The 23,487-nt window shown below is 74.0% G+C and carries 18 protein-coding genes; 3 read left to right on the top strand and 15 right to left on the bottom strand.

Features of this window, described 5'->3' with window-relative positions:
- The 8 genes from Nocox_RS12755 to Nocox_RS12720 form a co-directional block, all read right to left on the bottom strand.
- Nucleotides 1–999: a class I SAM-dependent methyltransferase gene (locus tag Nocox_RS12755; protein WP_020546113.1), complete on the bottom strand. Its 999-nt coding sequence runs from the start codon at nucleotides 997–999 to the stop codon at nucleotides 1–3.
- A 27-nt stretch (nucleotides 1,000–1,026) separates the two neighbouring features.
- The gene (locus tag Nocox_RS12750; protein WP_026214940.1) at nucleotides 1,027–2,235 is read right to left on the bottom strand and encodes a cytochrome P450; all 1,209 of its coding nucleotides are present in this window, start codon (nucleotides 2,233–2,235) and stop codon (nucleotides 1,027–1,029) included.
- A gap of 108 nt (nucleotides 2,236–2,343) precedes the next feature.
- Nucleotides 2,344–4,116 carry an AfsR/SARP family transcriptional regulator gene (locus Nocox_RS12745; protein WP_169577075.1) on the bottom strand — a complete coding sequence of 591 codons (1,773 nt, stop codon included), beginning with the start codon at nucleotides 4,114–4,116 and terminating at the stop codon, nucleotides 2,344–2,346.
- Between the two features lie 240 nt (nucleotides 4,117–4,356).
- Nucleotides 4,357–6,228, bottom strand: coding sequence for an AfsR/SARP family transcriptional regulator (locus tag Nocox_RS12740; RefSeq protein WP_020546110.1), 1,872 nt, complete (start codon nucleotides 6,226–6,228; stop codon nucleotides 4,357–4,359).
- A 278-nt stretch (nucleotides 6,229–6,506) separates the two neighbouring features.
- Nucleotides 6,507–7,766: a beta-ketoacyl-[acyl-carrier-protein] synthase family protein gene (locus Nocox_RS12735; protein WP_020546109.1), complete on the bottom strand. Its 1,260-nt coding sequence runs from the start codon at nucleotides 7,764–7,766 to the stop codon at nucleotides 6,507–6,509.
- The gene (locus Nocox_RS12730; protein WP_020546108.1) at nucleotides 7,763–8,191 is read right to left on the bottom strand and encodes a cupin domain-containing protein; all 429 of its coding nucleotides are present in this window, start codon (nucleotides 8,189–8,191) and stop codon (nucleotides 7,763–7,765) included. The genes Nocox_RS12735 and Nocox_RS12730 overlap by 4 nt, the downstream gene beginning before the upstream one ends.
- The gene (locus Nocox_RS12725; protein WP_020546107.1) at nucleotides 8,188–8,523 is read right to left on the bottom strand and encodes a TcmI family type II polyketide cyclase; all 336 of its coding nucleotides are present in this window, start codon (nucleotides 8,521–8,523) and stop codon (nucleotides 8,188–8,190) included. Before Nocox_RS12725 ends, Nocox_RS12730 begins: the two co-directional genes overlap by 4 nt.
- Before the next feature lie 84 nt (nucleotides 8,524–8,607).
- Complete coding sequence (locus Nocox_RS12720) at nucleotides 8,608–9,327, bottom strand: SDR family NAD(P)-dependent oxidoreductase (RefSeq protein WP_020546106.1); 720 nt, start codon at nucleotides 9,325–9,327, stop codon at nucleotides 8,608–8,610.
- 204 nt (nucleotides 9,328–9,531) lie between these two features.
- On the opposite strand from Nocox_RS12720, the gene Nocox_RS12715 reads away from it, so the two are divergent.
- Nucleotides 9,532–10,572: a methyltransferase gene (locus tag Nocox_RS12715; protein ID WP_020546105.1), complete on the top strand. Its 1,041-nt coding sequence runs from the start codon at nucleotides 9,532–9,534 to the stop codon at nucleotides 10,570–10,572.
- 68 nt (nucleotides 10,573–10,640) lie between these two features.
- On the opposite strand, the gene Nocox_RS12710 is transcribed toward Nocox_RS12715, so the two are convergent.
- Nucleotides 10,641–12,083 carry an MFS transporter gene (locus Nocox_RS12710; protein ID WP_063711692.1) on the bottom strand — a complete coding sequence of 481 codons (1,443 nt, stop codon included), beginning with the start codon at nucleotides 12,081–12,083 and terminating at the stop codon, nucleotides 10,641–10,643.
- Nucleotides 12,084–12,194: 111 nt separating this feature from the next.
- Between Nocox_RS12710 and Nocox_RS12705 the strand changes: the two genes are divergently transcribed.
- Together Nocox_RS12705 and Nocox_RS12700 are read left to right on the top strand one after the other, a co-directional pair.
- A complete protein-coding gene (locus Nocox_RS12705; protein ID WP_026214938.1) occupies nucleotides 12,195–12,896 on the top strand; it encodes a TetR/AcrR family transcriptional regulator in 702 nt (233 codons plus the stop codon).
- 9 nt (nucleotides 12,897–12,905) lie between these two features.
- Nucleotides 12,906–13,913, top strand: coding sequence for an NAD-dependent epimerase/dehydratase family protein (locus tag Nocox_RS12700; RefSeq protein WP_020546102.1), 1,008 nt, complete (start codon nucleotides 12,906–12,908; stop codon nucleotides 13,911–13,913).
- Between the two features lie 10 nt (nucleotides 13,914–13,923).
- On the opposite strand, the gene Nocox_RS12695 is transcribed toward Nocox_RS12700, so the two are convergent.
- Genes Nocox_RS12695 through Nocox_RS12670 form a run of 6 tightly spaced genes read right to left on the bottom strand, consistent with a single transcriptional unit; the run spans nucleotide 13,924 to nucleotide 23,456 of the window.
- The gene (locus Nocox_RS12695; RefSeq protein WP_020546101.1) at nucleotides 13,924–15,132 is read right to left on the bottom strand and encodes a cytochrome P450; all 1,209 of its coding nucleotides are present in this window, start codon (nucleotides 15,130–15,132) and stop codon (nucleotides 13,924–13,926) included.
- On the bottom strand, nucleotides 15,129–18,920 hold the full coding sequence (locus Nocox_RS12690) for a type I polyketide synthase (protein WP_026214936.1): 3,792 nt from the start codon (nucleotides 18,918–18,920) through the stop codon (nucleotides 15,129–15,131). The genes Nocox_RS12695 and Nocox_RS12690 overlap by 4 nt, the downstream gene beginning before the upstream one ends.
- A complete protein-coding gene (locus Nocox_RS12685) occupies nucleotides 18,917–19,978 on the bottom strand; it encodes a ketoacyl-ACP synthase III family protein (protein WP_020546099.1) in 1,062 nt (353 codons plus the stop codon). The genes Nocox_RS12690 and Nocox_RS12685 overlap by 4 nt, the downstream gene beginning before the upstream one ends.
- Before the next feature lie 41 nt (nucleotides 19,979–20,019).
- On the bottom strand, nucleotides 20,020–21,057 hold the full coding sequence (locus Nocox_RS12680) for a ketoacyl-ACP synthase III family protein (RefSeq protein ID WP_020546098.1): 1,038 nt from the start codon (nucleotides 21,055–21,057) through the stop codon (nucleotides 20,020–20,022).
- On the bottom strand, nucleotides 21,057–21,926 hold the full coding sequence (locus tag Nocox_RS12675; protein WP_211212784.1) for a phytanoyl-CoA dioxygenase family protein: 870 nt from the start codon (nucleotides 21,924–21,926) through the stop codon (nucleotides 21,057–21,059). Before Nocox_RS12675 ends, Nocox_RS12680 begins: the two co-directional genes overlap by 1 nt.
- 24 nt (nucleotides 21,927–21,950) lie before the next feature.
- Complete coding sequence (locus Nocox_RS12670) at nucleotides 21,951–23,456, bottom strand: FAD-dependent monooxygenase (RefSeq protein WP_026214935.1); 1,506 nt, start codon at nucleotides 23,454–23,456, stop codon at nucleotides 21,951–21,953.
- Between the last annotated feature and the right edge of the window lie 31 nt (nucleotides 23,457–23,487).

The following is a 23,487-nucleotide window of genomic DNA, read 5'->3' as shown; positions in this document are numbered from 1 at the left end:
TCAGTCCTCTCCTCCCCGGCACAAATTCGCCAGCGCGGCGCCCCGCTGGATGCGCGTGGCGCACCGGTCGAGGCTCGCGCCCCTTCCGCACACCACGGTGAACCCCGTCGGCCGGAGCGCCAGCTCCAGGCAGCGGAGCTGGGAACGGGGATCCAGGCCGAGGAACGCCGTCCTGGCCGCCGGCTCGGCGAAGAGCGTCGTGGCGGTGATCGCGCCGTACTTCGGGTCCGCCCAGTCCGCGACGTTGATCACGCCCGAGCCGTCCTGCCAGTTGACGCCGGTGGCGACCGCCCACGGGAACGCGGGGGCGAACAGGCCGGCGACCGCGTCGAAGTCGTAGGCGTTCACGATCGGGTGGAGGTAGGCGTCCGCGGTGGCGGCGACGTGCGCCTCGTCGCTCACGTCGGAGTGCGAGGTGCCCGAGCCGTAGCGCGCCATCGACAGGGACAGGCTGAGGTCCCGCAGCAGCTGGCCGGCGTCGGCGTCCCCGCCGGCCAGCAGGCGGACCAGGCGCCGCTCCAGCAGCCGGTCGTACTCGCCGTAGAGGTGGTAGAACCACGTGTACATGGCGCCGTCCGGCTCCAGATGGCCGGCCAGCCACGTGACGCCGGCCGCGGGGTCGGGCAGGTGGTGGATGACGCCGGTGCTCGTGATGACGTCGAAACGCCGGCCGAGTGCCGCGCCGCCGATCTCGCCCTGCTCGAACGCGACGTTCTCGCAGCCGTGTCTCCTCGCCAGCTCCCGCGCGACCGCGAGGGAGCCGGCGCTGAAGTCGAGCCCCAGGAACGAGGTGTCGGGGAACTGCAGGGCCATCCCGACCAGCCGGTGGCCGGTGCCGCAGCCGGCGTCGAGCACCCGCGCGCCGTCGAGGTCCGTGAACGTCAGGTCCACGCCGATGGCCGTGTCGAAGATGGGCTCCGCGGCCGGGGTGGGCAGCGGGTACGGGAAACGCTCGTACAGGTCGCGTACGTCCCTGGGGTATGCGTGCTCAGTGGTCATTGATCGCCGCTCTTCCGCGAGACGTTGCTACCACGTGACGGGAATCTCGTGCGCCCCGTAGATCTGCATGTCGGAGCACATGGGCACCTGCTCGACCGGGACGGCCAGCCGCAGGCCGGGAAGACGCCGGGTCAGCCTGCCGAACGCGATCCGCATCTCCATCCGGGCGAGCTCCTGGCCGAGGCACTGGTGGGCGCCGTACGCGAAGCCGACGTGCCGCTTGGGCTCGCGCGTCACGTCCATGACGTCGGGCGCGTCGAACTGCGCAGGGTCGCGGTTGGCCGACTCCGTCGACAGCAGGATCGGGTCACCGGCGCTGATCTTCTGCCCGCCGATCTCCAGGTCGGCCTTGGCGGAGCGCGGCAGGCAGAACGGGCCGACCGTCAGGAAGCGGAGCATCTCCTCGACGCCGCGCTCGACGTACTCGGGGTGCTCGCACAGGTTCACCCACTGCGTCCGGTGCGTCAGCAGCGCGAGCGCGCCGAGGCCGAGCATGTTGGCGGTGGTCGCGTACCCGGCGATGACCATGAGGTTGCCGATGGCCACCAGCTCGTCGTCGGTCAGCGGCACGCCGTCCGACGGCACCGCCTCGATGAGGCCGCTCAGCAGTCCCTCGTCCGGGCTCCGCCGCTTCTCCTGGACGAAGGCGCGCATGTCGGACGCCATCCCCGTCATCGCGTCGAGGAGCTCGTCCTTGGTCCGCTCCAGCCGCATGATCGTGTCGGTGCGCTGCTGGAACTGCTTGCTCTCCGTGTACGGCATGCCGAGCAGCTCGCAGATCACCATCGAAGGGACCGGCAGCGCGAAGTCCCGCACCAGGTCGGCGGGCGGCCCGGCGGCGACCATCGCGTCGAGGTGCTGATCGACGATCTCCTCGATGCGCGGCGCCAGCGCCTTCAGCCGCCGGACGGTGAACTGCCCGGTCAGCAGCCGCCGGTACCGGGTGTGCTCGGGCGGGTCCATCCCGATGAAGGAGGTCCCGAAGCCGGAGGCCAGGTATTCCTCGGGGGTGAGCGTCACCGACGTGACCGAGGTCTGGAACCCGCGCCTGGCGCTGACGTCGGGGTGGATCAGCGCCGACGTCACGTCCGCGAAGCGCGTGAGCAGCCAGCCGGTCTTCCCGTCCGGCAGCGCCACCGGGCAGACCGGGCTCTCCTCCCGCAGGCGGGCGTACTCGGGTGGTGGGGCCAGTGGGTGCTCGCGCGCCAGCGGCAGAGGTCGGGGGGTCTGGGTCATCACAGTTCTCCCTTGGGAATCACAGGGGGCGGCGCCGCCGTGCGGGATCCGCCTGCCGTGCTGCTCCTCCACCTCAGCGAGGGTTCCTGGAGGATCGATCCAGCCTGGCTAGGAGAGGTCCTCGTCCTGTGGCGCCTGCAGATACCTGCCGATCGCGCGCACGGTGGGCAGCAGCCAGTAGCGCTCCGGCGTCGTCGGCACCATCCCGAAGTCGATCCGCAGGAGCTGCCGGTTCGCCAGCTCCTGCAGCAGGAACTCGGCGAACTCCTCCGGCACGCCGAGCACCGCCGCCACCAGCACGGGCGGCAGGAACGGCGACGGGATCGCGCACAGCCTGCGGAACACCGTCCGCAGGGCCTCCGGCATCACCTCGTAGTTCCGCCGCACGCTGGTCACCAGCGGCGACCACGCGCCCACCAGGAACGCGCCGGTCGAGCGGGTGCGGCGGACCTGCTCCACCAGGTGGTCGATGGTCCAGTGCGGGCGGCTCGCCAGCCGGGACGCGGCGGCGTGCAGGATCGAGGGCAGGCCGTCGCACAACTGGACCAGGTCGGCGGCGGCGCGCGGGTTCTCCGCGATCCGCTCGGGGCCGAGCACCTCGGTCAGCAGCCGCAGGCCGTCCTCCGTGCCGAGCGGCGGCAGGTCGACCACGGTGACGCCGCCCGGCAGGAACATCCGCCTGCGGCTGGAGATCAGCACCCCGCAGGGCCCCTCGACGGGCAGCACCTGCATGAGCTGCTTCACGCTCATGGCGTCGTCGAGGACGATGAGCGCCTGGTGCTCGGCCGCCCAGGCGCAGAACATCCGGCGGCGGTCCTCGAACGCGGCGGGGATCCTCCTGTCGGGCACGCCCAGCGCGCGGAGGAAGCTGGCGAGCACCTCGCCGGGGTTGGCCGGGTCGCCGTCCTTGAGCATGCCGGCGTACAGCTGCGCGTCCGGGTAGCGGTCGCGTACCTCGTGCCCGGCTTTGATGCACAGCGACGTCGCGCCGGAGCCCGGCGGGCCGCTGACGACGACCACGTTCGGCCCCTCGCGCGAGCACGCGGAGAGCGCGTGCAGCATCATGGCGAGCTCGTCGTCCCTGCCCACCAGGATCCGCCCGTTCGGAGGGAGCTGGCACGGGTGCTCGGAGGCGCTGGTCAGGCGGGTCTTCGCGGTCGTGCTCACCGGGCGCGGGTCGAGGTCGCGCGAGGAGGTCAGCATGTCCTGGTGCAGCCGCCACAGCCGGTTGGACGGCTCGACGCCGAGCTCCCTCGCCAGCATCATGCGGGTCCGCTGGTAGACGCGCAGGGCGTCGGAACGCCGGCCCGCGCGGTAGAGCGCGAGCATCAGCATCGCCTGGAACCCCTCGTGGGTGGGCTCGCGCAGGGCGAGGCCGGTCAGCTCGCCCAGCAGCTCATGGTGGCGGCCGAGCTGGAGATCGGCCTCGATGCGATGCTCCAGGATGTTCTTGCGCACCTCCTCCAGCCGCAGCACCTCGGTCTGCAGCACGGCGCCGGGCGTGACGTCCACCAGCGCCGGTCCGCGCCAGAGGCGCAGCGCGTCCCGCAGCGTGTCGGCGGCCCTCTCGACCTCGCCGGCCTTCAGGTGGAGCCGGCCGAGCGCCGCGAGCTGCTCGAAGCGGTAGGCGTCCAGCGCGTCCGGGGCCAGGGACAGGGTGTAGCCGTTCGGCGTGGTGAGAAGGGCGGGCGCGCCGGCGTCGTGGTCCGGCCCCGGGGACGAGCCGTTGGAGGCGCGCAGGCCCAGGAGCTTCCTGAGCTGGTACACGTACGTCTGGAGCGTGGTGGTGACGCTCGCGGGCGGGTCCTCCTCCCACAGCTCCTTGATGAGCTTCTCCGTGCTGACCACGTTGTTCGCGTGTATCCCGAGCAGACAGAGCACCCGGCGGAGTTTCGGCGCCGACGGTGTTACCAGCCCGTGATGCCGGACCTCCAACGGGCCCAAGAGGTGGATCTCCATTAGCCACACGTTCCTCACGGTTCACCGGTGCGAGCGGGTCTTGCCTGAACGCGTTCTGTTGGGGCGATGGCGGTGGCTCCCGGCGGGGGCCCGGCGCGGGAGGAGGGCGCGGGGCGGCGCTCCTGTGACGCCGGGACACGGCTTCCCCGACCGTGGCCACGGTCAGACCTCCTGAGGCACCTGGACCAGGGGCGGCCTCGCCGCCGGCTGCCGCGGCACCTCGGGCGCGAGGCCGTCGCCCGCCTCCTCGGCGAGACGCCGGCCCACCTGCCGGACACTGGGCAGGACCCGGTAGTGCGGCCGCCCGTCCCGCGCTCCCGGGACGACCTCGACCAGCCACAGGTCCACCAGCTCCTCCAGCCGGTACTCCGCCTGGTACTCGGGCACGCCCAGCAGCCGCGCCACCGCCGGCACCGGGAACGAGGCGGTGCCCGCCGTGCTCAGCAGCCGGAACGTCCGCCGTACGTCGGGGGAGGCGAGCCGGTAGCTCCGCTCGACGCTCTCGCGCGGCCCGATCCCCCCGCAGGCGGGCGGCACCGGGCCACTGATCTCGTCGCGGACCCGGCTCAGCGCCCGCTCCAGCGACTCGTGCGGCTCGCACAGCAGCCACTCCGCCACGTCGCTCAGCGTCGAGGGCAGGCCGCCGCAGAGCCGGACGAGCTGTCCGGCCGCCGCCCGCTCCGCGGCCACCCGGCGGCAGCCGAGCAGGCCGGCCAGCAGCTCCACCCCTTCCTCGACGCCGAGCGGGCCCAGGCTCACGGTGCTGGTGATCTCCGGGGAGTAGAGCAGCCGGCGGCTCGCCACGAGCACGCCGCAGCCCGAGTTGGACGGCAGCAGCGGCAGAAACTGGCCGACGTCGGCCACGTCGTCGAGCGTGACGAGCATCCGGCGCTCCGCCGTCCAGGCGCGGAACAGCCTGGCCCGCTCCTCGTCGGCGGCCGGGATGAGGTCCTCGGGCAGGCCGATCGCCCGCAGGAGCGTCAGGAGCAGGCCGCCGGCGTCGAGCGGCCGGCCGGCCGCGTCCAGGGCGTCGGCGTGGACCTGCCCGTCGGGGTACCGCTCGGCGGCGCGGGCGCCCACCTCGGTGCGGAGCGCGGACTTGCCGGAACCGGGCGGGCCGGAGATGACGACCACCGCCGGGACGTGCTCGCGGCCCGCCGCGAGCCCGCTCAGCGCCTGGTCCACGTGCTGCTGCCGGCCGACCAGCGTCCCCTCGGCCGGGCGGACCGGCCCGGGGTGCACCGAGACCCGGTCCGCCACGCTCGGCACGTCGAGGCTGCGGTCGGCGGACATGATGGCGTGCTGGATCCGCTGGAGCCGGCGCGAGGGGTCGAGACCCAGCTCGCTCGCGAGGGCGGAGCAGGTCCTGCGGTAGACGTGCAGCGCCTCCTGCGGCCGTTCGGCCCGGTACAGCGCCACCATCAGCTTCGCCTGGAACCCCTCGTGGGTGGGCTGCTCCTCGGCGAGGCGGACCAGCTCGTCGAGCACCTCCCGGTGCCGGCCGAGCTGGAGGTCGGCCTCGATGCGCTGCTCCAGGGTGTTCCTGCGCAGCTCCTCCAGCCGCAGAACCTCGGCGCGGAGCACGGGCCCCTGGCTGACGTCGGCCAGCATGGGCCCGTGCCACAGGCCGAGCCCCTGGGACAGGTTCGCGGCCGCCTGCTCGAACTCGCCCGCCTCGAGCGCGGCTCGACCGGCCTGCGCCAGCCGCTCGAACCGCATCAGGTCGACGACGTCGGGCGGCAGCGACATCAGGTAGCCGCCGAGCGAGGTGTGCAGGCCCGCGGCGTCCGGCCCCTGCTCCCCGCCGTGGTGCCGCAACGTCTTGCGGAGCTGGTAGACGTAGGTCTGAAGCGTGGTGGTGACCGTGGTGGGAGGGTTGGCGTCCCACAGTTCTTCGATGATCTGCTCGTTGGGCACCACGCTGTTGGCGTGGACGACGAGGAGGCTGAGCATCCGCCGTAGCTTCGGCGCCGACGGGGTGACGACGTCGCCCTCACGCCGGACCTCCAGCGGGCCCAGTAAGTTCACCTTCATACCAAGCTGCTCCTCCGGAACGACGCGTCCCACTACGTGGATCTTCACGCCGTCGGACGCGGCCGAGCTGAAACCGTACGTTTTGCGCCCCCGGCTGAACGCACGCAGGAGGTATCCCGTGGAAGGTGGTGAGTCACCCCGTCCCCAGCTAATCTACCGCCGTTTGATTGCTGGAAATCAAGCCTCGCTAAAGCGCCGCTGAAGCCGGTCCGGTCCCGGCCACCGCTCCCCCTCGAGCGGACGGGGAGCGGACCGGACCCGTACCAGCTCACGATCGGTCAGGTTCCGGGGCGTGCCAGCACGGTCGCGCTCTGGAACCCCCCGAACCCGCTGCCCACGCTCAACACCACGTCCATCCGGTGCGGCCGCGCCTCCAGCGGCACGTAGTCGAGATCGCACTCCGGGTCGGCGTTGTGCAGGTTCGCCGTCGGCGGGACGACGCCGCGGTCGAGCGCGAGCGCGCACGCGGCGACCTCGATCGAGCCGATGGCGCCCAGCGAGTGGCCGATCATCGACTTGATGGAGCTGACCGGGACGCGGTAGGCCCGGTCGCCGAGGCTCCGCTTGAACGCCGCCGTCTCGTGCCGGTCGTTCTGCTTGGTCGCCGAGCCGTGCGCGTTGATGTAGTCGATGTCGTCGGCGCCGACCCTCGCCTGCGCCATGGCCACCCTGATCGCCTCCGCCATCTCCTTGCCGTCCGGTTTGAGGCCGGTCATGTGGAAGGCGTTGCTGCGGCCGGCGAACCCCCTGACCTCGGCGTAGACGCGGGCGCCGCGGGCGCGGGCCGCCGCGGCGTCCTCCAGCACCATCACCGCCGCGCCCTCGCCCAGCACGAACCCGTTCCGCTCGGCGTCGAACGGCCGTGAGGCGTGCTCGGGGTCGTCGTTGCTCGGCGAGGTGGCCTTGATCGCGTCGAAGCAGGCCGAGGTGATCGGCGACAGCGGCGCGTCCGTGGCGCCGGCGAACACCACGTCCGCCGAGCCCTCCTCGATCAGCGCGGCGCCGTGGCCGACCGCGTCGAGGCCGGAGGTGCACCCGGTGGAGATGAGCGCGGTCGGCCCTTCGGCCGCGACCTCCCACGCCACCTCGACGGCCAGTGTGCTCGGCACCATGAAACCGTAGAGGTGGGGCACGCCGTAGGTGTGGTCGACGAGCCAGCGGCGGCCCTCGTCGGCGAGCACCGTGTACTCCTCCTCCAGGCTCATGGTGCACCCGACGGCGCTGCCGACGCTGACCCCCACGCGCCCGGGGTCGACGCGGCCGAGCTCGACGCCGCTGTCCGCGAGCGCCTCCCTGGCGCACACCACCGCGAACTGGGCGGCCCGGTCCATCCTGCGGACCTGCTGCGCGGACAGGCCCGACGCCTTCGGGTCGAAGTCCACCTCGGCGGCGATCCTGGACCGGAACCGGCCGGCGTCGAAGAGGGTGATCGTGCGCGTGGCGGTGCGGCCGGCGGTCAGGAGCTCCCAGAACGGCTCGCGCCCGACCGCGCCCGGCGCGACCACGCCGATCCCGGTGATGGCGGCGGTCCTGCTCATCCCGCCTGCCCCACCTGGGGTGCGGGCGCCTCGGGGGCGACCACCTGCTCGGTGTCGACGTGCCCGAGCTCCGGCCGCGGGGCGAGCGGCGAGAGGTGGAACACCACCCGCGCCCGCTCGGCGCCGGTGTTGACCAGGCGGTGGCGCACCCCGATGGGCACGATCAGCGAGTCGCCCGGGGCCAGCGGCATCGGCTCGCCGTCGAGCGACATCTCCAGCGTTCCCGACACGACGTGCAGGAACTCCTCGGAGTACGGGTGGTAGTGCTCGGTGACGTACTCCCCCGCCTCCAGGAACAGCACGCCGCCGAAGCCCGAGGTGGCGCCGGCCGTCTTGGGGCTGAGGGTCACCCGGATGTCCCCGCCCCGCCTGCGGTTGGGCGTCGCCTCGTCGACGTTGACCTTCACGGGCCGCCTGGTGCTCACATCGTCCTCCCGTCCTGGCTGGTCCAGACGTAGAACGGCGAGGCCATCGCGTCCTTCGGCTCCTTCCAGTCAGGGTCGTACGGCGCCACGAACTCGGTCAGCCTGGTGTTGACGTCCTGGTAGAGCGGGTGGCTGCGGACCCGGTACAGGTTCGGGGAGATGTCCTGGTCGGCCTCCACCAGGTGGAAGTAGAGGTCGTGGAACCGGAAGAGGGTCCGCCGGGACACGCCCACCATGTGCGGCAGGTCCGAGGCGTCCGACGCGGCGAACACGTCGGCGATCCGATCGGTGTCCTTCGTCCTCAGCTTCGCGACGATCAGGGTGCGGTGCACGTCTGCCTCCAGCGAAAGGGGGTCGCCACTGACCCGCTCACGCTCGCCCGCGGCACTGGAAGCAGGCTCGAATCGCGCTGGGCGTCACCACGGCACGGGCCGCGTGCCGCGCAGCAGCGTCCCCGTCGGCCCGTCGTCCGGGAGCGTCGCGGCGTGGGCGACGTCGAGCGCGGCCTCGGCCGCGGTGCGCGGCGCCGTCGGCATCATCCTGGTGCGGGTCTGGCCGGGGTTGACGGCGTTCACCAGCACCCCGCCGGCGGCGGTGCGCGCGGCGAGCATGGTGGTCAGCCCGTTGAGCGCCACCTTGGACACCGAGTAGGCGGGCGTGCCGGCGGCCAGGCCGATGCTGAAGGTGCCGATGCCGCTGGAGACGAACACGACCCTGCCCCAGCCGCGGCTCACCATCCCGGGCACGAACGCCTGCGCCACCCGCCACGCCCCCAGCAGGTTGACCGCCAGCGTGCGCTCGACCACGTCCAGCGGCACGGTCAGCGGATCGGTGCCCGCGTCGAGCAGCACGCCCGCGTTGGAGACCAGCACGTCCACGGCCCCGATCCGCCGGGCGGCGTCCCGTACCCCGGCGGCGTCGGTCACGTCGAGCGCCTCCCCGACGACCTCGCCGCCGATCCCCCCGCCGGCCCCTCCGCCCGTCACCTCGACGATCTCGCGGGCGGCGGTGGCCGCGTCCCGCGCGGACCGCGCGGTGACGATCACCCGCAGGCCGCGGCGGTGCAGTTCCTCCGCGACCGCGCGGCCGATGCCCCGGTTGGCCCCGGTGATCAGTGCGGTGCGCTTGTCTCCCACGGTGCCTCTCCCGCCGTCGTCGTGTCGAGACCGCCGCGAGCCTCGCAGAGCGGGCTCGACCCACGCTGGTGCCCGGCTCACGCGGGGCGGCGGGGAGGCGGTTGAGGTGTCGTCGAGCCGGGTTCGAGATCGAGCGCTCAGGCTGGCGGCTGGTCACGGAGGAACCGCCCCGCGCACCGGATCGGCAGGAAGGACGCGTACACGATGACGACGACGAAGGACATGGCCGGCGCCGGGACCCGGATGAGCCCCCGGCCCCTGATCGAGCTGGGCGTCTCGTTCTGGTCGGCGAAGGCCCTGCTCACCGCGGTCGAGATCGGGCTGTTCACCGAGCTGGCCCGCGGACCGGCGAGCGAGCGGGAGCTCAGCGAGCGGCTGGACCTGCATCCGCGCGCCGCGCGGGACTTCCTCGACGCCCTGGTCGCGCTGGACGTCCTGGACCGCACGGACGACGTCTACCGCAACACCCCGGCCGCCGCCGCCTACCTGGACGAGGGCAAGGACACCTATCTCGGCGGGTGGATGCGGCAGGCGAGCAGGCACCTGTTCCGGGCGTGGGGCGGCCTCACCGAGAGCCTGCGCACCGGGAAGCCGTTCATCGGCTGGGACAGCGCGGACTACTTCCAGCGGCTCTACGAGGACGAGGAGGAGCGGCAGCGCTTCATCGCGGCCATGGACGCCATGACGAACCACATCGCGGGCGAGCTGGCCGCCGGCCTGGACTGGAGCGGCTACGGCACGGTGGTGGACGTCGGCGGCGCCCGCGGCAACCTCGTCGGGCACCTCGCCCGGGCGCATCCGCATCTCCGCGGCACGGTCTTCGACCTGCCGGAGCTCGACCGGCTGTTCGCCGAGCACATGGCCAAGCTGGGCACCGGCGACCGGATCGCCTTCGTGAGCGGCGACTTCTTCGCCGACCCGCTGCCGGAGGCCGATGTGCTGATCTTCGGTCACATCCTGCACGACTGGGACGACGAGCAGCGCAGGCGCCTCATCGCGCACGCCTACCCCTTCGTACGGCCGGGAGGATGCGTCGTCATCTACGACCGCATGATCGACGACGAGCGCCGGGAGAAGGCCGTCAGCCTGCTCGGCTGCCTCAACCTGCTGCTGGTCACGCCGGGGGGCTCGGAGTACACGGTCGGGGAGTGCCGGGCGTACGCGCGTGACGCGGGGTTCGCCCGCACCTCCACCATGCCGCTGTTCGACGGGCTGGAGACGGCGGTCATCGGGTGGAAGGAGTAGGCCGGGCCGCCCCCGCGCAGCACGAAGGGCCGCGAGAAGGTCGCGGCCCTTCGCCGGTGAGGGGCGGGTCAGGTGCTGGGCTGGGCCTGCTCCCGCGTCACGGCGTTCCGCTGCTGGGGCGGCAGCAGGAATCCGAGCGCCGCCGACACGAGCAGCAGCGCGGCCACGCAGACCAGGGCGATGATCGCCGCGTCGGCGGGCGGGCCGGAGTCCAGCAGCGAGAAGAAGACGGTGCCGATGACGGCGATCCCCAGCGCGGTGCCGATCTGGATCGTGGTGTTGATGACGCCCGACGCGGCTCCGGCGTCGGTCCAGTGGACGTGCGCCAGCACGACGGTGATCAGCGTCGTGGCGACGGCGGCCATGCCGAGTCCCGCGACGAAGAGCCCCGGGATGAGCTGCCACTGTCCCACCTCGGTGCCGCCGAGCCGGACCGCGCCGGCCACCATCCCGATGCCGGCCGCCATGACCAGGGGTCCGACGATGACGACGCGGCGGCCGAGCTTGGGCGCGAGCTGGGTGGCGGCGCCGGAGCCGAAGACGACGCCGACGGCGAAGGCGAGCAGGGTCAGCGCGGTGCGCAGCGGGGTCCAGCCGGCGAAGTCCTGGAGGAAGATGGTCATGACGAACCCGTAGGCCGGGCCGCAGAAGAAGAACACCGCGACGGCGAGTCCGCCGCTGACCGCGCGGCTGCGGAACAGCGCGGGGTTGATCAGGGGGTCCGCGCCGCGTCCGACGGCCGCGCGTTCCCTCCAGAGGAACACCGCGAAGACCAGGATCGCGGCGACCGGCAGGGCGAGGATCCACACGGGCCAGCCCAGCGCCTGCCCCTCGATCAGCGGGTAGAACAGCGCGGCGATGGCGACGGTGGCGATGAGCAGGCCGAGGACGTCGAACTTCCGCGCGGCCTCGGTCTGGGACTCGCGCGCCAGGGCGGCCACGCCGGCCAGGCAGACGAGCCCGAACGGCACGTTGATGAAGAAGATCGTCCGCCAGCCCCAGCCGAAGAGGTCGGCGTTGAGCAGCAGGCCGCCGAGCAGCGGCCCGCTGACGCCGCCGACGGCGAAGGTCATGCCGAACACGCCGATGGCCTTGGGCCGTTCCTCGTCGGAGAACTCCGTCTGGATGAAGGGCAGGACCTGCGGGATCATCAGCGCCGCCGCGGCTCCCTGCACGAGGCGGGAGACGACCAGCATGGCCGGGGACACCGAGGCGCCCGCCGCGACCGACGCGACGATGAAGACGACGAGGCCGGTCAGGAGGACGCGCTTGCGGCCGAAGCGGTCGCCGAGCCGGCCGCCGGTGATCAGCAGCGTGGCGAAGGCGAGGGTGTAGCCGGCCGCGGTCCATTCCAGCACGGTCTCGCTCGCGCCGAGGTCGTGCTGGAGGGAGGGCAGCGCGATGAGGACGACCGTCGCGTCGAGCAGGTCCATGAAGACCGCGATGAGGATCATGACGAGGGCGGGCCACCGTTGGGGGTGGAGGCTCACCGCTCCGGTGTTTTCGTGCATCTGAACGCTCCAGGGGGGATTCGTGGCTCCCTCCGAGAGAATCACCGATGGGATGAATCTGTCAACCAAAAGATAATTCCCGTGTTTCCGGCCGGTCGCTAGGCTGGATCCATGTCGACCGCACCCGGTTCCTCTGACACACCTCGACGGACTCGGCGTTCGCCTCAGCCGCAGGAGCGGCAGCGGGACGCGCAGCGCACCAAGGCCCGCATCCTGGAGGCGGCGATCGTCGAGGTCTCCGCGATGGGGCCGGCGCAGGTGCGGGTCGCCGCCATCGCCGCGCGGGCCGGCGTCAACAAACAGCTCATCTCCTACTACTTCGGCGGGCGGGACGGTCTCCTGCGGGCGATCGGCGAGCGCTGGCGGGAGCAGAAGGTCGCCTTCCAGAGCGAGACGCGGTCGCTGCCCGACGTCATCGCCGAATACGTCGGGCAAGGAGCCGGCGACGCGGTCGCCACCCGCATCCTCGCCTGGGAGGGCCTGCACTACGAGGGCCCCGAGCACGACCCCGACTGGGAGGGCCGGCGCGAGCAGGCCGCGCGCGACGTCGCCGAGCTGCGGCAGCGGCAGGAGCGCGGCGAGCTGGCCGACGACCTCGACCCGGCCGTCGTGCTGCTCGCCATGATCGGCGCCGGCGTCGCGCCGGTCCTGCTGCCCCACATGGCCAACGCCATCTGCGGCGCCGACGCGCAGTCCCCCGAGTTCGTGGCCCACTACACCGAGCAGATGCGGCGGATCGCCCGCCGCCTCTCCGTGCCGATGGCGGGCGCCGACGAGGAGGAGGGCGAGGACCGCCGGGCCGCGTCAGGTTAAGATCAACCGGTGACGGTTCACGACCGAAGCGCCTTCGTCATCGGCGGCACCGGCCAGATCGGCCGGGCCACCGCCGCCCGGCTCGCCGCGGCCGGCTACGCCGTCACCCTCGGGCAGCGCCGGCTCCGCCCCGACGCCGCCGCGCCGCCGGGAGCGCGGTCGGTCCAGATCGACCGGGCCGACACCGAGGCGCTGCTCGCCGCCCTCGACGGCCACGACCTGGTCGTGGACACGGTCGCGTTCACCCCCTACCACGGCACGCAGCTCGCCCGGCTGGCGGGCCGGGTCGGCTCCCTGGTCGTCATCTCGTCGGGGGCGGTCTACCAGGCTCCCGGCCTGCCGGTGCCGATCCCGGAGACGTGGCCGACGGTCGAGCGTGAGGCCCACGACTACCCGGCGGGCAAGGCGGCGCTGGAGCGCCTCCTGCTGGCGACGCCCGGCCTGCCGGCCAGCGTCCTGCGCACCGGCGTGCTGCACGGCCCCCACGGCACATCGCTGGATCACTGGTGGTTCATCAAGCGGGCGCTGGACAAGCGGCCGCACGTCGTGATCGCCCAGGACGGCCGGAGCCGGTTCCCCACGACGGCGGTCGCGAACGTCGCCGAGCTGATCCACCTGTGCGCCCTGCGGCCCGCGGCCCGGGTGCTCAACATCGCCGACGACCCGCTGACCGTCGCCGAGATCGCCGCCAGGACCTTCGCCGTCATGGGCCACGAGGCGGAGATCGTCACCTTCCCCGGCCCGTCGCGCCCCGACGGCCTGGGCTTCCATCCGTGGAACGTCCAGGAGCCGATCGTGTTCGACACCCGGCGGGCCGCCGCCGAGCTCGGCTACTCCCCCGCCGTCTCCTACGACGAGGCGCTGCGCCAGGACGTCGAGTGGGCCGTCCCCGCCGTGCGCGCGGCCGAGGCCGCCGGCGGCGGCTGGCAGGACGTCTTCCCCGACCTGGTCCGCCGGCACGGCCCCGACGTCTGGTTCCCGTACGCGGCCGAGGACGCCTACCTCTCCGGCGCCTGACCCTCCGGCGCTACCAGGTGACCGGCACCGCGTGCGGCCCGAAGAACGGCGCGTCGTGGGCGAAGGGCACCTCCTCGAACGCGACCGCCAGCCGCAGCTCCGGCAGCCGGGTCACCAGCGTGCCGACGGCGACCCGCAGCTCGGCGCGGGCCAGGTTGGCGCCGACGCACTGGTGCACCCCGTGGCCGAAGGCGAGGTGGTGGTGGGCGGAGCGGCGGATGTCGAACGTGTCGGGGCGCTCGAAGGCCCGCTCGTCCCGGTTCGCGGAGGCCGCCAGCACCGTCAGCCGGTCGCCCGCCCGGATCCGCGCCGCGCCCACCTCCAGGTCGGCGGTCGCGACCCGGTCGAAGCTGACCCAGTCCTGCACCGAGTGGAAGCGCAGCAGCTCCTCGACCGCGCCCGGCAGCAGGCCCGGGTCGGCGCGCAGCGCGGCGAGCTGCGCCGGATGCCGCAGCAGCGTGAGCACGCCCAGGGAGATCGTGTTCGCCGGCGAGTCGTAGCCGGCGAGCAGCATGAGGAACCCCATGTTGACCAGCTCGTCGGCGGTCAGCTCGCCGGTGGGCAGGTGCCGGGCGGCCAGCCGCCTGATGACGCCGTGACGCGGCTCGCGCTCCGCGTCGCGGATCAGCTCGCGCAGGTAGCCGCGGACGTCCCTGGACGCCTCGGCGGCCACGCTCGGATCCATGCTCGTCACCGACAACATCCGCAGCCGCGACTCCAGGAAGCCCTGGTCGGCGGGCGGGACGCCGAACACCTCGCAGAGGACCCGCGCGGGCACCCGGCGCGCGTACCCGGCGACGAGGTCGGCGGGCGGCCCGGCCGCCAGCAGGTCGTCGATCGCCGCGTCGGCGATCCGCTGGACGGCCGGGCGCAGGGCGTTCATCGGGCGGACGCCGAGCTCCGGGATCAGCACCCGCCGGAACCGGGTGTGCTCCGGCGGGTCCAGGTCCACGAAGAAACCGTCGTCGGGGCGGTCGTCGTCGGGCCCGCGCGGCCGTTCGGGGCGGCCGGTGGCCGAGCTGATCCGCGGGTCGCTGAGGAGCTGCCGCGCCTCGGCGTGGCGGGTGACCGCCCAGACCGGCGCGCCGTTGGGCAGCGCGGCCCGGACGACCGGTGCGGTGGCCCGCATCCGCGCGTACTCGTCGGGCGGCGCCAGCGGACAGCTCCGCGCCATCGGAAACGCCGGCACCGCCGCCGGACCGGTCGCGTCGGCGCTCACCGCGCGCCCCCGCCGTGCCCAGGGGCGTTCGGCGGTTCCCCGACGGACAGGACGCCGGCGATGTAGGCGGCGACGGCGGCGACGGTCGGCTGCGCCCACAGCAGCGTCGCCGGCAGCGAGCACCGGAACCGCTGCTCCAGCCGCCTCCTGACGACCACGGTCATCACCGAGTCCAGCCCCTGCTCGATGAGCGGCCGGTGCGGTTCGAGGTCGCCGGGGGCGAGCCGCATCTCCTTGGCGATCTGCGCGCCGACCTCCTCCACGAGGAAGGTACGCAGCTCCTCCGGCTCCAGGTGGGCGAACGAGTCTGCGGGCCGCTCGCCCTGCCCGCCGCTCCCGCCGGGGGCCGGCGCGTCGATCACCGGGTAGCGCAGGCCCGACAGCCGGCCGACGACCGTGCCGGCCTCGTCGATGATCCGTACCTGTGCCGTGTCGGCGTGCTCGTGGTCGAGCAGCACCTCGATGGTGACCGGCCCCTGCGGCTCGCCCGAGGTGACCAGCCGGTCGATCCGGGTCACCATGCGCAGCAGCGGGTCGCCAGGGAACACGCTCGGCGCGACCGACATGGCCGCGTCCAGGACGGGCGTCCACGGCGAGGCTCCGGGCGGGATCGGGCCGCAGCGGACGCGGGCGCGCACCGCGCCGTCCCCGAGCAGCAGCTCCTCGACGCTCCAGTCGAACCCGGTGTCCGGTACGCCGACCGCGGCCAGCCGGGAGCCGACCAGCCCGGGATCGGCGGGGGCGAGCGGCCGCGGGCGGGGTTCGGTCGCCGCCGCCGGCCCGGCGGGGACGGCGGCCGTGGCGATGAGCTGCCAGGCGGCGTCCCGCTCGCCCGCGAGCCTGGCGGCCAGGCGCAGCTCGGCGCCCTGGCGTACGACCTGGATCTCGCGGCGGTCGGCGGTCAGCAGCGGGGCGGACATCGTGACGTCGCCGAGCTCCGCGGCGCCGGCGGCGGCGAGGAACGTCGCCGTGAGGACCGCGGCCGGCACGATCTCCACGCCCTCGATCGCGTGGCTGCCGGGGTAGGGCCGGGTGTGGTCGTCGAGGGCGGTACGCCACAGCCGGACGTCCGTCCCCGCGAGGTCCACGTGGTCGCCGAGCAGCGTGTGCGTGTCCGGGTCGTGGCCCCGGCCGCCGGTGTCGGGCGGCGACGGCGGACGCCAGTGCGTACGCCGCTGCCACGGGTACGCCGGGAGCGTGACGGGCCCGCCCGAGGGCTGCAGCCGCCGCCAGTCCACGTCGAGCCCGGCGCAGTGCGCGGCGGCCACGGCGGTGAGCAGGGCGGTCCGGCCGGGCCGGTTGCGGCGCAGCGACCCGCCCACGAAGACGTCCTCGTACCCGCCGTCGCCCAGCGTCTCCAGCACCGAGTGCGTGACGACCGGGTGCGCGGAGATCTCGACGAACGCGCGGTAGCCGTCGGCCGCGGCGGCGGCGACCGCGCCCGCGAGGCGCACCGGCCGGCGCAGGTTGGCCGCCCAGTACGCGCCGTCGAAGCCGGGCCTCCCCCGCGGGTCGTCCAGCGCCGTCGAGTAGACGGCGAGGCCGGGGGCGCGCGGCGTCAGGCCGGCCGCGGCGGCGGCCAGGTCCGGCATGAGCGGATCCATCTGCGGCCCGTGGAAGGCGACGTCGGAGGCGACCCGGCGGGCCGGGATGCCCTCCTCCAGCCAGCCGGTCAGCACCTCGGCGACGGCGTCGGGGTCGCCGGAGACGACCGTGGACCCGGGCGACGACGCGATCGCGGCGACCACGCCGGGCCGGCCCGCGAGCCGCCGCTCCGCCTCGGCGAACGGAAGCTGCGCCATCGCCATCGCGCCCCGCCCCGCGACCCGGCGCAGCAGGCGGGAGCGGCGGCAGATCAGCCGGGCGCCGTCGAGGCGGCTCAGCGCACCGGCCGTCACCGCGGCGGCGATCTCGCCGACGGAGTGGCCGATCACCGCGTGCGGGCGGACGCCGTACTGGCGCCACACCTCGACCAGGCCGACCTGCATCGCGAAGATCATGGTCTGGACGCGGTCGACCTCGGTGAGCTCGCCCTCGCTCAGCGCCTCGCGCGGCGAGAACCCGATCTCCTCGGCGAACACCGGCTCCAGCTCGTCGATCACGGCGGCGAAGGCCGGCTCGGCGGCCAGCAGGTCCCTGCCCATCCCGGCCCACTGCGAGCCGTGCCCGGAGAAGACGAACACCGGTCCAGGGCCGGGGTCGGCGAGGGGCCGTCCCGTGGCGACGGCGTCGTGCGGGGTGCCGGCGGCCAGGTTGCGCAGCCCGGCGGCGAGCGCGGCCTCGTTGTCCGCGACGACCACCGCCCGGTGCGACAGGTGCGTCCTGCGCAGCGCGAGCGTGTGCCCGAGCTCCGCCATCGACACCCGGCCGGCCGCGTCAGCCGCGCCGGTGGCGGCGGCCAGGTCGGCCGCGGCCTGGCGCAGGGCGGGCCGGGACGCGGCGGAGACCGGGAACAGGCTTCCGGGGGCTCCCCCGGTGGGGGCGGGGGCGGGCGGGCCCTGTTCGAGGACGACGTGGGCGACGGTGCCGCCGTAGCCGAAGGCGGAGACCGCGGCCCGGCGCGGGTGACCGGCCTCGGGCCAGGGCGCCGGCCGGTCCGCGACGCGCAGCCCGGCGGCGGCCCAGTCGACGGCCGGGGTGGGGGTGTCCAGCCGGCTCGGCGGGATCTCGCCGCGGTGCACCGCGAGCACGGCCTTGACCAGCCCGGCGACGCCGGCGGCGCCCTCCAGGTGGCCGATGTTGGACTTGGCCGAGCCGATGAGGCACGGCCGCTCGGGCTCCCGTCCCGCACCGTAGACGGCGGCCAGCGCGGCGGCCTCCAGGGGGTCGCCGACGGCGGTGCCGGTGCCGTGCGCCTCGACGTAGCCGACGGTGCCGGGATCGACGCCGGCCTGCCGCAGCGCGCGGCGCATGACGTGCTCCTGCGCCGCGCCGCACGGCGCCATGATGCCGGCGGTGTGGCCGTCCTGGTTGACGGCGCTGCCGAGGATGGTCGCCAGGACGACGTCCCCGTCCCGTACGGCGTCGCCCAGCCGCTTGAGCACCACGACCGCGGCGCCCTCGCCCCGCCCGTAGCCGTCGGCGGCGGCGTCGAACGACTTGCTCCGCCCGTCCGGCGCGAGGGTGCCCGCGGCGTCCAGGGTCAGCGTCTCGCCGGGCGACAGGATGAGGTTGACGCCGCCCGCGAGCGCCAGGTCGGTCTCCCCGGACCGCAGCGCCTGCACGGCCAGGTGCACGGCGACCAGGGACGCCGAGCATGCCGTGTCCACGGCCATGCTGGGGCCGCGCAGGTCCAGCGCGTACGACACCCGGTTGGCGACCGCGCAGGTGGCGGAGCCGATCCCGGTCCACGCCTCGATGTCGGGCAGGTCCTCAAGGAGCCGGTGACCGTAGTCGCCGGTGCAGACGCCGACGTACACGCCCGCGTCCGTGCCGGCCAGCGCGCCGGCGGGGATGCCGGCGTGCTCCAGGGCCTCCCACGCGGTCTCCATGACCAGGCGCTGCTGCGGGTCCATCAGCTCCGCCTCGCGCGGCGAGAGCCCGAAGAACTCCGCGTCGAAGTCCGCCACCCCGTCGAGGAAGTGTCCGTACGGCACCGCGCGGCGGGCCGCCGCCGCGTAGGACGGGCCGCGGTCGGCGTAGGAGCGCCAGCGGTCGGCGGGGGCGGGCCCGCTCGTGTCCCGTCCTTCGCACAGCAGGTCCCAGTACCGCTCCGCCGAGTCGGCGCCGCCGGGCAGCCGGCAGCCGATCCCGACCACCGCGATCGCCTCGAACTGTCGATCCGTCACGCGTCCCCTCCCCGAGCCCGCGTCCACGCGGGCGACTCCAGAATCTCCACGACGGCGGCCGAGATGGTCACGCCGGGGCCGTAGGCGAACATCAGCAGGTGGTCACCGGGGCCGAGGTCGCCGCCGCGGACCAGGTGTTCCAGGGCGAGGACCTGGTCGCTCGCCCCGCAGTGGCCGATGGTCCGGCCGAAGTCCCAGGTCGAGCGGGACGCCGGGATGCCCAGCCGGTGCTCGCAGATCTGGTCGGCGATCTCCTGCGAGGTGTTCATGCAGGTCAGCCGGGTCACGTCGGCCGCCTTGACGCCCGCCTGCGCCAGGGCGCGGTCGATCACCTCGACCATGCGCTCGTCCAGGGTGACGAGGACCATGGTCCCTTCGCCGCCGGCGACCGCGCGGCGGCGGAAGGTGTCGTTGTGCGCGGCGAAGTCCAGCGCGCGGCCCTCGGTGACGCCGGGCGGGAACAGCGGTTCGGCGCACCGGTGCATCTCCTCGGCCTGCGACACCGACACCGAGCACACGGAGGCCAGCCGGGCGAACCCCGGCTCGGTGTCGAGCACGAGGGCGCTGCCCGCGTCGCCGGCGATCGCGCCGGGCAGCATCCGCCAGCGGTCGGCCAGCGGCGTGCCGTAGTTGTCGGCGGCGACCAGCAGCGCCGCCTGGCGTCCCGGCTCGGCCCGCAGGTAGCTCGCGGCCAGCTCCAGGGCCGCGAACATGCCGTTGCAGCCCTGCTTGAGCTGGGTGGACAGGACGCCGTCGCCGACGAGGTGGCGCTGCACGTACGCCTGCGGCGGCCAGCCCTCCGGGCCCTGGTGCCAGGTGGAGGTGTAGAGGAGCAGGTCCAGGTCGGTGGGTGAGCGGCCGCTGCGCGCCACCGCCGTGCGGGCGGCGCGCAGCGCCATCTCCGGCGCGGGGACGTCGCCGGCCACCGCGACCGAGGCGATCCCGTGCAGCTCGGCCTCCTCGGCCGGGTACCAGCCGGCCGCCACCGCGTGATCCACGTCCACGGTGCCGGGCAGGTACGACCCGACGCCGCTGATGTACATGTCCGCCGTCTCCATGGCGCCTCCTGGCTCGTTCGAACAGGTCGGTCCGGCCCTCCTCAGGAGGCGTACTCGGGAGGGATGTCGAGGATCCGCAGCACGGCGCAGGCCAGGGTGGTGCCGGCGCCGAACCCGAGGAGCAGCATGTGGTCGCGGGGGGCCAGCGCGCCGGTGGCGAGCAGGTGGTCGAGGGCGACGAACTGGTCGCTGACCCCCAGGTGGCCGACGCCGGCGCCGTAGTCCCAGGTGGTGTCGGCCAGGGTCAGCCCGAACCAGTTGACGCCGCGGTGCTCCACGTCGTCGCGGCGCACGTGCGGGAAGGCGACCCGCGCCACGTCGTCGAGGGTGAGCCCGGCCTCCTTGAGCGTGCGGTCGGCCAGCTCCATCATCGTCGTCTGGATCGCCAGCATCACCTGCGCGCCGTCGCCGTGCAGCAGGCGCCCGCGGAACTCCCGGTTGCGCGCGGCGAAGTCCAGCGGCCGGCCGACGGTCGCGTCCGGCGGGAACATCGGCACGCCGCCGTCGTTGACGGCCTCGGCCTCCGGCACCACGCGCACGTTGACCGCCAGCAGCTCGGCGAACCCGGTGTCGGTGGTGAGGAGCAGCGCGCAGCCGGCGTCGCCCATCACGGTGCCCTCGATCATCCGCCACCGGTCGACCAGCGGCGTGCCGTGGTTGTCGGCGCCGACGAGCAGCGCGCTGCCGCCGGGACGCAGGTATCCGGCGGCGAGCTGCAGGGCGTTGAACAGGCCGCAGCAGCCCTGCCGCAGCTCGGCGGCCGGGACGTGGCCGCCGGTCAGATGCTGCTGGAGGTAGTACTGCGGGGCCCAGCCCTCGGGGCCCTGGTGCCAGACGTCGCAGTACAGCAGGAGGTCGAGGTCGTGCGGCGACAGCCCGCCGGAGCGTTCGAACGCCTGCCGGGCGGCGCGCAGGCCGAGCTCGGGCGCCGGCACGTCGCCCGCGACCGCCGCGCCTCTGAGCTGGAAGTGCTCCACCTCGGCGGCCGGGTAGCGGCCCTCGGCGACGGCCGTCTCGATGCCGACCACGGGGGGCAGGTGGACGCCGATACTGCGCAGGTACGTGCCTGAAGTACGCATCAAGCCTTTCCTCGGAGCAGCAGCATCGGGTCGTCCAGCTCGTACAGGCCGCACATCGGCGGGCAGGGCTCGTAGCCGAGGAGCCGCTGGACGTCCTCGGGGTAGCCGCGGACCACGTCCAGCGGTATGGACAGGTACTGGTTCTCCTCCTGGCGGAGGTTGCCGAGGTCCAGGGCGTACGACAGGCCGGTACGCGGCCCGTCCGAGTGGTTCGCGCCGGCCCCGTGGTAGGTGCTGCCGAGCCACAGCAGCGCGGACCCGGCGCGCATCTCGGCGGGCACCGCCTCGTCCTCGCGCGGCCCGCGCTCGTCGTCCCATCGGTGGCTGCCGGGGATCACCCGGGTGGCGCCGTTGCGCGCGGTGAACTCGCTCGCCGCGATCATCACCTGGACCCGGCTCTCGGGGCCCGGATGGGTCCGGAGGTGCGCGGTGTCGTCCCGGTGCAGCCCTTGGACGGGGACGCCGGGCTGGATCTGGATCGCCCGCGAGATGCCGAGCTGGATCGTCGGGACGAACGCGATGCGCTGCTCGCCGAGCCAGGCGCGGACCGGCCGTTGCAGGAAGTGCCGCGCGGCGCCGAGGAAGTGCGGCTGGCGCAGGACCGTGACCGAGTGCGTGCTGCGGCGGACCAGGCCCGGCAGGATCCGGGTCTTCTCGCCGACCAGCCGCCCGTCGCCGTCCGCCGTGCGTTCCAGGTCGGCGCGCAGGTCCTCCCACAGGCCGGTGAGCGTCGCGGGGCCGATGAAGTCCTCGATGATCACTGCTCCGGCGGCTTCGACCGCTTCGATCGCCTCCTCGATCGGGGCCGAGGCGGGCAGGGTGGTCAGGGTGGTGTCGCTCATCCCGGCCTCCGAAAGGGGCTGAGTCATGGTCGGATGGTCCGTACGAGGGGGTCAGGCCGGCGGGCCGAACCACCGTTCGAGCGCGGCGGTCAGCGACGCCGCTCCGGCGGGCGTGCTCCACGCGACGAAGCCGTCCGGGCGGATCAGCAGGGCGTCCGCCGGGGCGTCGGCGCACTGGGCGGTGACCACGTCCACCCGGTCCGTCCAGGGCTCGGCGAGCGCGCGCAGGGCGGGGTCCGCGCCGAGGTCGAGCAGCAGCGGCCGGCCGCCCCGTTGCAGCTCGGCGAGCCTGGCCGGGCCGTCGGCGCTCTTCAGCCGCAGGTCGGGGCAGAAGCTTCCGACCAGCGGGCCGGTCAGCGACGGGTCGCCCATGTCGTACGTGATGTGCAGGTCGTCGACGAGGGCGGTCAGGTGCCGGTTCGTGTGCTCGTCGAGCAGCAGCCGCGTGAGCAGCCGGCGCAGCGCGTCCACGTGCGGGCCTGGGCGCATCAGCGCGATGGAGGCGCGCTGGACCTCAAGGGTCTGGGCGCCGACCGGATGGCGTTCGGCGGTGTAGGTGTCGAGCAGGTCCTCGGGGCACCGGCCGCGGGCGACGGCGGCGAGCTTCCAGCCGAGGTTGATCGCGTCGCCCAGGCCGAGCCGCAGGCCGGGCCCGCTCCACTGCGACTGGACGTGGGCGGCGTCGCCGGCCAGCAGCACCCGCCCCTGGCGGTAGGCCGCGGCCTGCCGCTCGTTGTCCGTGAACCGGTTGATCTTGTGCACCTCGGTGACCGTCACCTCGGTGCCGCTGAGCCGGCGCAGCGACTCCTGGAACTCCTCCCGTGTGATGGGCGCGTCCCGGTCCGCCGGGCGGCCGGCGAATTCGAGGGTGATGAACCGGGGCGGCCCCTCCTCGTACACCAGGAGCCCGTTGTCCTTGCGGAACCAGCCGGGCAGGTGGAAGCCGGGGTCGTCGATGTCGGCGAAGGCGCGGTAGCCGGTCGTGACGCCGTCGGTGCCGGGGAAGGGGATGCCGGCCAGCTTCCTGACCGTGCTCCGGCCGCCGTCGCAGCCGACCAGCCAGTCCGCGCGCAGCGGGTACGGCCCGTCCGGGCCCTCGACGTCGAGCCGCACGCCGTCGCCGTCGTCGGTGAAGCCGGTGAGCGTGTGGCCGCGGCGTACCTCGACGCCGAGCTCGGCGGCGCGCCGGGCCAGCTCCCGCTCCAGTACCTGCTGGGGCACCAGCAGGTCGGGGGACTCCGGGCGGAGCACGAACATGGTGGCGAAGTGCCGCGCGCCGGGGAACGCCTTGGGCTGCAGGCTGTCGGGCCGCCGCTCGCCCAGGGCGATGCGTTCGCGCTCCTCGGGGGTCGGCTGCGCGGGGGCGCCGTCGATCCCGAGCATGAGTCCGCGGCGGTCCAGGATGTCGATGGCCCGTCCGGTGATGCCTTCGGCCTTGGGATGTTCCTCCAGCTCCGGCAGTCGTTCGAGCACCACCACCGGCACACCGTGCAGCGCCACCTCGCAGGCGAGGAAGAGCCCGATCGGTCCACCACCGACTATCGCGACCTGTGCCATACACACCTCTGCTGAGGGCGGGAACCTGCTG

This window comes from Nonomuraea coxensis DSM 45129 (genome assembly GCF_019397265.1).
Taxonomy (GTDB): Bacteria; Actinomycetota; Actinomycetes; order Streptosporangiales; family Streptosporangiaceae; genus Nonomuraea; species Nonomuraea coxensis.
Note: the sequence above shows the minus strand (reverse complement) of the source record. Positions and strands in the feature narration are given on the sequence as shown.